Origin of the sequence: Rhodococcus daqingensis (assembly GCF_042665615.1) — a bacterium.
In the GTDB taxonomy this organism is placed as follows: Bacteria; Actinomycetota; Actinomycetes; order Mycobacteriales; family Mycobacteriaceae; genus Rhodococcus_G; species Rhodococcus_G daqingensis.
On the sequence record NZ_JBHTCS010000025.1, the window covers coordinates 77,376 to 85,126 of the forward strand.

Consider the following 7,751-nt stretch of genomic DNA (forward strand, 5'->3'; position numbering starts at 1 on the left):
TGCCGGAAGGCTGGGCGACGACGATCGGCACTGCCGCCGCGAGAACGCTATGCCCACATCGCGTCGACCCTCCTTCCCTCACAGGAAGGACGAGGCAGTGAAACTCGCGATCACCTGGATGTTCGGAATCCTTGCCGCCGTCACCGTGCTCTTCGGTGGCTACGGTGACGATCGGGCGGGAACGATTGCGGCCGGACAGGACCCGGTCCCGTGTCCCGAGGTACAGCCTCAGAGCGCGAGCTCGCCCTTCGACGACCAAGCTCCGGACCGGGACAACGACGACCAGGAGCGAGAACGGATAGAACGCAGCGAGGACCTCCAGGAACGGAGGGACCAGATAATGCCGGATACCTGCGTGCCCTTCTTCCAGAGCGCCGCGTGAGGCTGCGGAACACCGCGTCCCCGCGCGCGGGCGGCGCCCCGCGCGGCCTGTAGCGCGCGCGGGACGCCGGGGGGTGCGCGAGGTCAGGCCGCGACCGGCACGCTCTCCGCCGAGCGCGCCTGCGCCCGGTTGCGCAACCCGAACGCGGTGACGGCGGCCGCGACGACGATCGCGAGCACCGGAACCGTCAGGGCCGCACGGTAACTGTCGAGCAGGCCCGCCGCCGAGTGGTCGCCGCCGAGCGTGGTGACCTGCACCGCCGTGACCACCGCGAGCCCGAGCGCCGAGCCGAGCTGCCAGGAGGTGTAGAGCAACGCACCGGCCAGCCCCTGCTCGTCTTCGGCGATGCCGTCGGTGCCCGCGATGGTCAGCGGCCCGTACACCAGGGCGAACGCGACACCGATGAGGATCAGCGCGGGAAGCATCGCCGCATAGGCCGCGTCGGCGCCGATCCAGAGGAACGATGCGTACGCCACCCCGGCCACCAACAGCCCGGCGAAGATCACCCGGACGTTCCCGAACCGGTTCACCAATCGCGGCGTCAGCGTCGGCGCGAGCACCGCGTCGCCCGCCACCGCCAGCATGGCCAGACCGGTCGCCAGCGCTGACCATCCGCGCAGCTCCTGCAGATAGAGCACCAGGATGAACTGGAACCCGACGAACGAGCCGGCGAACAGCAGCGCCGCCGCGTTCGCCCGGACCAACGGGCCCGACCGCAGGATGCCGAGGCGAACCAGGGGCGCGGGAACCCGGCGCTCGACCGTGACGAACAGCGCCAGTAGCGCGACGGCGCCCGCCAGCACGGCGACCGTGGCCCCGAGCGGGACGTCGGGCGCCCGGACCACCCCGTAGACCAGCAGCAGCATCGCCCCGGTGACACTGAACGCGCCGAGCAGGTCGAAGTCCCGAATCGACCGGGCGCCCGGACGCGCCTCGGCCGGGATGAGCCGGATGCCGGCGATCAGGATCAGTGCGGCGAGGATCACGGGGGCGAAAAACACCCAGCGCCAGGAGAACTCGGCGAGAAGCCCACCCACCACGAGGCCGAGCGAGAAGCCCGCCGCACCCGTCCCCGCGTAGACCAGCAGCGCCTGGTTGCGCTTGCGCCCCTCCGCGATCGTGGTGGTGATGATCGACAGTCCGGCGGGTGCCATGAAACCGGCGGCGACCCCCGTCACGAAGCGCGCCGCGATCAGGACCCAGCCCTCCGAGGCGAGCCCGCCCAGACCGGAGAAGGCGATGAACACTGCGAGCCAGATCAGGAACATCCGGCGCCTGCCGAGCAGGTCCGCGGCCCGGCCGCCGAGCAGCATGAAGCCGCCGTAGCCGAGCACGTAGGCGCTGATCACCCACTGCAGTTCGGCCGTGGACATGGCCAGGTCGGCGCGGATCGCGGGCAAGGCCACGCCGAACATCGACACGTCCACGCCCTCGAGGAAGATGGCGCCGCACAGCACGAGGAGCATCGCCCATTCGCGCCCGCTGAAGCGGTCGCGCTCTGTTTCTCGATCGAGCACGGGTGGTTGCGGGGAATCCAGCACTGAACGCTCCTTCGGTCGGCCGTCGGGAACCGCGACCATCGGTTCCTGGCCGTCTGGTCGGTTCCCTCTTGTAACTTGCCCCATTCTTCGGCACCATCGATGACCATGGAAGAAGGCACTTTGAAGGAACCGACTCACTGCGCCGATACCGCCGGCGACCGGGACCCCTACCAGTGGGACACCAGGGAGGACTGCGAGGTCCGCCAGATTCTGGACCGGATCGCGGACAAGTGGTCGCTGTTGGTGATCGCGCTGCTCGATCGGCGAACCCTGCGCTTCACCGAGCTGCGTCGGGAGATCGACGGCATCAGCCAGCGGATGCTCACCGTCACGCTGCGGCAGCTCGAACGGGACGGGCTGGTCCGCCGCACCGTGTACCCGGTGGTGCCGCCGCGGGTCGACTACGCGCTGACCCCCCTCGGCGAGACGCTGCACGAGACGATCCAGGCGCTGGTCAGCTGGACCGAGGTACACCAGGACGAGGTCGCCAGGGCACGCGCCGAGTACGACCTCCGCGCCGACACCGAGCGCGACCTCGTCGCTGGCGCACGCTGACCGTCAGGCGTAGATCTCCTCGACGTCGGCGGCTGTCAGCGGCACCCGGCATCGACCTCGAGGAGGCGGCGAAGGTACTGCCCGAACGGATCTGGCAGTCGGTCCGCGGCGAGCGCGGCTGAGCGCGCCGGCCTCCGACCGCGCGCCGGCCGATCGGCCTATCGTGAAGCGATGGCACTGGATCGGGACACCATCGACCGCTACCTCAGCGCCTACGGGAACTCGCTGACCGCCTTCGACGCCGAGGCGACCGCCGCGATGTGGGGCATGCCGGGCACCATCCTCACCGACGAGTTCGCCGGATCCCTGTCGAGCCGGGAGGACATGGCGGCCGGCCTCAGCCAGTCGTACCCGCTGTACAAGCAGCTCGGGCTCGCCGGGATCGCGCATCAGGTCCTCGAATCGGCCGCGCTCACCGACCGCCTGGCCCGGGTCCGGGTGCGGTGGAGCTTCCTCGACTCCGCGGGCGAGACCCTGACCACCAGCGACTACGAGTACCTGCTCCGCGAGGACCCGGACGGCGTGCACGCGTACGTCTCGGTCGGCATCGACGACGCGCAGAAGCTGCGCGAACTCGCCGACCGGCTCGGCGTCGACCTCGGCTGACAGATCACGAGCGCCACAGCTGCAGGTAATCCTGCCTGCCGAACATCTTCGCCGAGTCGACGGCGGTGGGGTGCCCGGCGTTCGGATCGGCCCCGGCGGCGGCGAGCGCGCGCACCACGGCCTCCTCGCCCTTGAAGATGGCGCCCGCGACCGGCGACTGACCGCGGTCGTTGAGCCGGTCGACGTCCGCCTCCCGGTCGATCAGCAGCTGCACCGCCTCGGCGTGGCCGTGGTAGGCAGCGAGCATCAGCAGGGTGTCGCCGGCGCCGTTGGTGAGGTTCACCGGCACTCCCGCGTCGAGGTAGGCGCCGAGGGCGGGCACGTCCCCCGCCCTTGCCGCGTCGAAGACCCGCTGGGCGATCTCCTGCAGCCGGGGGTCGATCGGTTCGTCGGTCATGCCGACCGAAGTTACCGGGAACTACGGCCGCAGGACGTCCGTCCCGACGAACGGCTGCAGCGCCACGGGCACGGTGACGCTGCCGTCGGCCTGCTGATGGTTCTCGAGGATCGCGACGATCCAGCGGGTGGTGGCGAGGGTGCCGTTGAGGGTCGCCGCCGTCTGCGGCTTGCCGTTCTCGTCGCGGTAGCGGGTCCCCAGCCGGCGGGCCTGGAAGGTTGTGCAGTTCGAGGTCGACGACAGTTCGCGGTAGGCGCCCTGCGTGGGAACCCATGCCTCGCAGTCGAACTTGCGCGCCGCGGACGAACCGAGGTCGCCGCCGGCGACATCGATCACCCGGTAGGGCACCTCGATGGCCGCGAGCATCTCCCGCTCCCACGCGAGCAGCCGCTGATGCTCGGCGTCGGCATCCTCCGGCTTGCAGTAGGTGAACATCTCGACCTTGTCGAACTGGTGCACGCGGATGATGCCGCGGGTGTCCTTGCCGTGGCTGCCCGCCTCACGCCGGAAGCAGGAGGACCATCCCGCGTACCGCTTCGGGCCGGCGCTCAGGTCGATGATCTCGCCGGAGTGGTATCCCGCGAGCGGCACCTCCGAGGTGCCGACGAGGTACAGGTCGTCCTGCTCCAGGTGGTACACCTCCTCGGAGTGCTGACCGAGGAACCCGGTGCCCTGCATGATCTCGGGCCGCACCAACACCGGCGGGATCATCAGGGTGAAGCCGTTCGCGGTCGCCTTCTGCGCGGCGAGCTGCAGCAGGCCGAGCTGGAGCATCGCGCCGTGGCCGGTCATGAAATAGAAACGCGCGCCGGACACCTTGGCGCCGCGCTCCATGTCGATCAGTCCGAGCGACTCGCTGAGCTCGAGGTGGTCCTTCGGTTCGAAGTCGAAGGACGGGATCTCACCGACGGTGTCGAGGGTGATGAAGTCGTCCTCGCCGCCCGCCGGTGCCCCCTCCTGCACGATGTTCGAGATGGCGCGGGCCGCGGCTTCGAGCGCGGCGTCCGCCTCGTGCTGGGCGGCCTCGGCATCCTTGACCTGCTGAGCCAGTTCCTTGGACCCGGCGAGCAGCGCGGGCCGCTCCTCCGCGGATGCCTGGCCGACCTTCTTGCCGAGCGCCTTCTGCTCCGCACGCAGGTTGTCGCCTGCCAGCACCGCGGCACGGCGCGCCTCGTCTGCCGCCAGCAGCGCGTCGACCAGGGCCGGGTCCTCGCCCCTGGTGCGCTGTGACTCGCGGACGACGTCGGGATTCTCGCGCAGGAACTTGAGGTCAATCACGACCGCAAACCTTACTTGGTACGTGCACACGGGCCTCAACGCGTGCGGGGGAAGGTTCGGCATCGGTGCGAGCAACGGGCATGATGGTGGCGATGTCCGACGAACACGCCAACGAACGCGACGCCTCCGGGCGGGGCGGCGACGCGCGCACCGACGCGGAGACGACCCGCGGCTGGGGTACCCGGTCGGCCGACAAGACCGGCCGCCACATGTCCGCGACCACGACCCGGCGCGCCCTCGCCGCGATCGCGCTCGGCGCGGTCCTCGCCGCGATCGTGACCGCGGTCTTCTCCGGCGGCTTCAAGAGCGAGAGCGATCTCAGCACGCATGCCAACACCGGGGGCCCGATGTCCACCGGCGCGGTGTCGGGCAGCGCGTTCGGCTCCGCCCACGCGGGCGACTGCCTGACCTGGACCGAAGACGACGCCAGCGACCTGGAAAAGGTGGACTGCTCGCAGGAGCACCTGTTCGAGGTCGCCTCCGAGGTGGACCTGAGCAACTTCCCCGGCACCGAGTTCGGCCCCGGCTCGAAGTTCCCCGGCGTGCTCCGGTTCTCCCAGTTCCGCGACGAGCACTGCACGCCCGCGGTCAACGAGTACCTCGGCGCCAAGTACGACCCGAACGGCAAGTTCAGCGTCGGGCTGATCAATCCCGGCACGGGCGGGTGGGCGGCGGGAGAACGCACGCTGCGCTGCGGCCTGCAGTACTCCGGCACCACCGGAAATCCGCAGCCGATCGTCGGGACCGTCGCCGGGCAGGACCAGTCCAAGACCTGGGACGCAGGCACCTGCATCGGCATCAACCAGAACGTCCCCACGGATCCGGTGCCCTGCTCGGACCCGCACGCCTTCGAGGTGATCTCGGTCGTCGACCTCGGCGCCAAGTTCACGGGTGGATACCCGGCCATCCCGGACCAGGACAAGTACCTGGAGGAGACGTGCACCCAGGCGTCCAACGAATTCCTCGGATCGCCGGACGCACTGCGGAACAAGACCCTCACCCTGTTCTGGGACAACATCGACCTGACCAGCTGGCTGGCGGGCAGCCGGAAGGTCACCTGCTCGGTCGGCAAGGAGCTCGACACCGGCGGGTTCGCGGCGATCGTCAACTCGGCGAAGGGCGACATCCTGATCAACGGCGCGCCGCCGGTGCCGCCGCCGCCGGTCCCCGAGGGTCGTTCACTGCCCGTGCCGCTGCCGGGGGCGGGCAACTGACGTGACCGTGGAGATGACCGAGGCCCGCTTCGAAGAGCTGGTCTCCGAGGCGCTGGACCTGATTCCCGCCGAGCTCACCCGCGCGATCGACAACGTGGTGGTGCTGGTCGAGGACCGCGACCCCGAGGAACCCGGCCTCCTGGGGCTCTATCACGGCATCGCGCTCACCGAGCGAGACAGCCACTACGGCGGGTCGCTACCGGACACCATCACCATCTACCGCGAGGCCCTCCTCGAGGTCTGCGATTCGGAGGAGCAGGTCGTCGAGGAGGTCGCGATCACGGTGATCCACGAGGTCGCGCACTACTTCGGCATCGAGGAAGAACGGCTGCACCAGCTCGGCTGGGGTTAGGTCGGGCTCGGCGAAATTGGTGGGAACCGGTCGGGCGCGGTGAGCGTCCAATCTCTTGACGACCGATCTCGGTGCCTGCGGGTCGCTCCGCAGGCCCCGCACCGCCGAGCCCCAAGGAGGCCGCGACCATGTCAGGCCATGTGTTTGTCGCTCCCGAAGCCCTGATCTCCGCCGCCACCCAGCTGGAGGCCCTCGCGGCGCGCCTGGAGACCACCGTCAACGTCAACGCGCCCGCCTTGCATGTGGCGCCCGCGGGCACCGAAGAGGTCTCGGTCATGGTCGCCTCGTCGTTCAACTCGGTCGCCGACAGCTTCCTGCCCTCCGCGGCGACCGGCATCGCCGAGCTGCGGGTCGCAGCCACCACCCTGCGCAAGCACGCGGCCGAGTACCAGAACCAGGACCACACCATGAGCGCCTCGCTCAACGCGGGTATGTGAGCGTCCGACACCGGATCTGAGGAGACACCGAAATGACCATGGGATTCACCGGCGTCGTCTGGATGCCCCGCGGGGCGACCTGGAACTCGACCGCACTCAACGCGGGCGTCGGCCCGGTCCAGCTGTCCGCGGCCGGCGTCGCCTGGACGTCCATCGCGGCCGGCCTGACGGACGCGTCCGCGACCATGACCAAGGTGATGGCGGAGCTTCGGGTCGGCTGGGAGGGGCTCGCGTCCGACGCCGCGCTCGCCAAACTGATCCCGTTCACCGCATGGACCGAGGAGTCCACGGCGATGGCGACGACGACGGCGTCCAAGGCCGCCGCCGCGGCCAGCACGCACTCCGTCGCCCGGATCTCCATGCCGAGCCTGCCCGAGATCGCCGCGGTCAAGACCGCGAAGCTGGTGGCGCACACCGTCGGCGGCTCGCTCGCCGGTGCGGGCGCGGCCGCCGAGGCCGCGGACCGGGCGATGGATCTGCGGGCGGCCCTCGTCATGGAGGGCTACGAGGCCGCGTCCACCGCGGTGTCGGTGCCGCAGAGCTTCACGCCGCCGCCCCCGCTCGCGACCGGGGCGCAGGCGTCGGGCGCGGGCGCGCAGGAGTCGGTGCCCACCAACAGGGACGACGTCGACTGGCGGACCAACCCGGCCGGCGCCGCGATGGCCACCGCGATGGCGCATGCGCAGAACCCGGCCGTGGTCAGCGCCGCCTCGCAGGCCGGCTCGATCGCGGGGTCCGGCTTCAGCACGGTCACCTCGACCGCCAGCTCGTTCGCGCCCGCCGCGGTGTCCGCGATCACCGGCGGCCGCTCCGGCCAGTCGTTCGGCGGCTTCTCCGACGCCCCGACGGCGAACCGGTCCGCTGTTGCGGGTGGTGGTTCGGGTTCGGGCGCCACCCGCGCAATGAGCTCGGCCGGAGCCGCGGGGCGCGGCGGCGGTGTCGCGGGCGGCTTCGGCGGCGGCAGCGCGGGGCGCACGACGCTGCCCGAG

The 7,751-nt window shown here is 70.6% G+C and carries 10 protein-coding genes; 7 read left to right on the plus strand and 3 right to left on the minus strand.

Annotated elements, in window-relative coordinates; all coding sequences use genetic code 11:
- Positions 1 to 97 precede the first annotated feature (97 nt).
- A complete protein-coding gene (locus ACFQS9_RS21550) occupies positions 98 to 382 on the plus strand; it encodes a hypothetical protein (protein ID WP_378408457.1) in 285 nt (94 codons plus the stop codon).
- Positions 383 to 465: 83 nt separating this feature from the next.
- Here ACFQS9_RS21550 and ACFQS9_RS21555 read toward each other — a convergent pair whose 3' ends face one another.
- On the minus strand, positions 466 to 1,923 hold the full coding sequence (locus ACFQS9_RS21555) for an MFS transporter (protein WP_378408459.1): 1,458 nt from the start codon (positions 1,921 to 1,923) through the stop codon (positions 466 to 468).
- Between the two features lie 105 nt (positions 1,924 to 2,028).
- Between ACFQS9_RS21555 and ACFQS9_RS21560 the strand changes: the two genes are divergently transcribed.
- Positions 2,029 to 2,478 carry a winged helix-turn-helix transcriptional regulator gene (locus ACFQS9_RS21560; RefSeq protein WP_378408461.1) on the plus strand — a complete coding sequence of 150 codons (450 nt, stop codon included), beginning with the start codon at positions 2,029 to 2,031 and terminating at the stop codon, positions 2,476 to 2,478.
- 171 nt (positions 2,479 to 2,649) lie between these two features.
- Complete coding sequence (locus ACFQS9_RS21565; RefSeq protein ID WP_378408463.1) at positions 2,650 to 3,084, plus strand: hypothetical protein; 435 nt, start codon at positions 2,650 to 2,652, stop codon at positions 3,082 to 3,084.
- 4 nt (positions 3,085 to 3,088) lie between these two features.
- Here the strand turns inward: ACFQS9_RS21565 and ACFQS9_RS21570 are convergent, their stop codons facing one another.
- Together ACFQS9_RS21570 and serS are read right to left on the minus strand one after the other, a co-directional pair.
- Positions 3,089 to 3,481, minus strand: a complete 393-nt coding sequence (locus ACFQS9_RS21570) for an ankyrin repeat domain-containing protein (protein WP_378408465.1) — start codon at positions 3,479 to 3,481, stop codon at positions 3,089 to 3,091.
- A 21-nt stretch (positions 3,482 to 3,502) separates the two neighbouring features.
- Positions 3,503 to 4,759 carry a serine--tRNA ligase gene (serS, locus tag ACFQS9_RS21575; protein ID WP_378408467.1) on the minus strand — a complete coding sequence of 419 codons (1,257 nt, stop codon included), beginning with the start codon at positions 4,757 to 4,759 and terminating at the stop codon, positions 3,503 to 3,505.
- Between the two features lie 209 nt (positions 4,760 to 4,968).
- On the opposite strand from serS, the gene ACFQS9_RS21580 reads away from it, so the two are divergent.
- The 4 genes from ACFQS9_RS21580 to ACFQS9_RS21595 form a co-directional block, all read left to right on the plus strand.
- Positions 4,969 to 5,973 (plus strand): septum formation family protein, encoded by a 1,005-nt coding sequence (locus tag ACFQS9_RS21580; protein ID WP_378408487.1) that lies wholly within the window; start codon positions 4,969 to 4,971, stop codon positions 5,971 to 5,973.
- A gap of 1 nt (position 5,974) precedes the next feature.
- A complete protein-coding gene (locus ACFQS9_RS21585; RefSeq protein ID WP_378408469.1) occupies positions 5,975 to 6,325 on the plus strand; it encodes a metallopeptidase family protein in 351 nt (116 codons plus the stop codon).
- A gap of 128 nt (positions 6,326 to 6,453) precedes the next feature.
- A complete protein-coding gene (locus ACFQS9_RS21590) occupies positions 6,454 to 6,762 on the plus strand; it encodes a PE family protein (protein ID WP_378408471.1) in 309 nt (102 codons plus the stop codon).
- A gap of 32 nt (positions 6,763 to 6,794) precedes the next feature.
- On the plus strand, positions 6,795 to 7,751 hold a 957-nt coding region (locus ACFQS9_RS21595; RefSeq protein ID WP_378408473.1), incomplete at its 3' end, for a PPE domain-containing protein.

What these genes read in the sequence shown, in the direction of transcription:
- ACFQS9_RS21590 (WP_378408471.1), top strand. Translation starts at nt 6,454, where the DNA reads ATGTCAGGCCATGTGTTTGTCGCTCCCGAAGCCCTGATCTCCGCCGCC.
- ACFQS9_RS21560 (WP_378408461.1), top strand. Translation starts at nt 2,029, where the DNA reads ATGGAAGAAGGCACTTTGAAGGAACCGACTCACTGCGCCGATACCGCC.
- ACFQS9_RS21580 (WP_378408487.1), top strand. Translation starts at nt 4,969, where the DNA reads ATGTCCGCGACCACGACCCGGCGCGCCCTCGCCGCGATCGCGCTCGGC.
- ACFQS9_RS21565 (WP_378408463.1), top strand. Translation starts at nt 2,650, where the DNA reads ATGGCACTGGATCGGGACACCATCGACCGCTACCTCAGCGCCTACGGG.
- ACFQS9_RS21570 (WP_378408465.1), bottom strand. Translation starts at nt 3,481, where the DNA reads ATGACCGACGAACCGATCGACCCCCGGCTGCAGGAGATCGCCCAGCGG.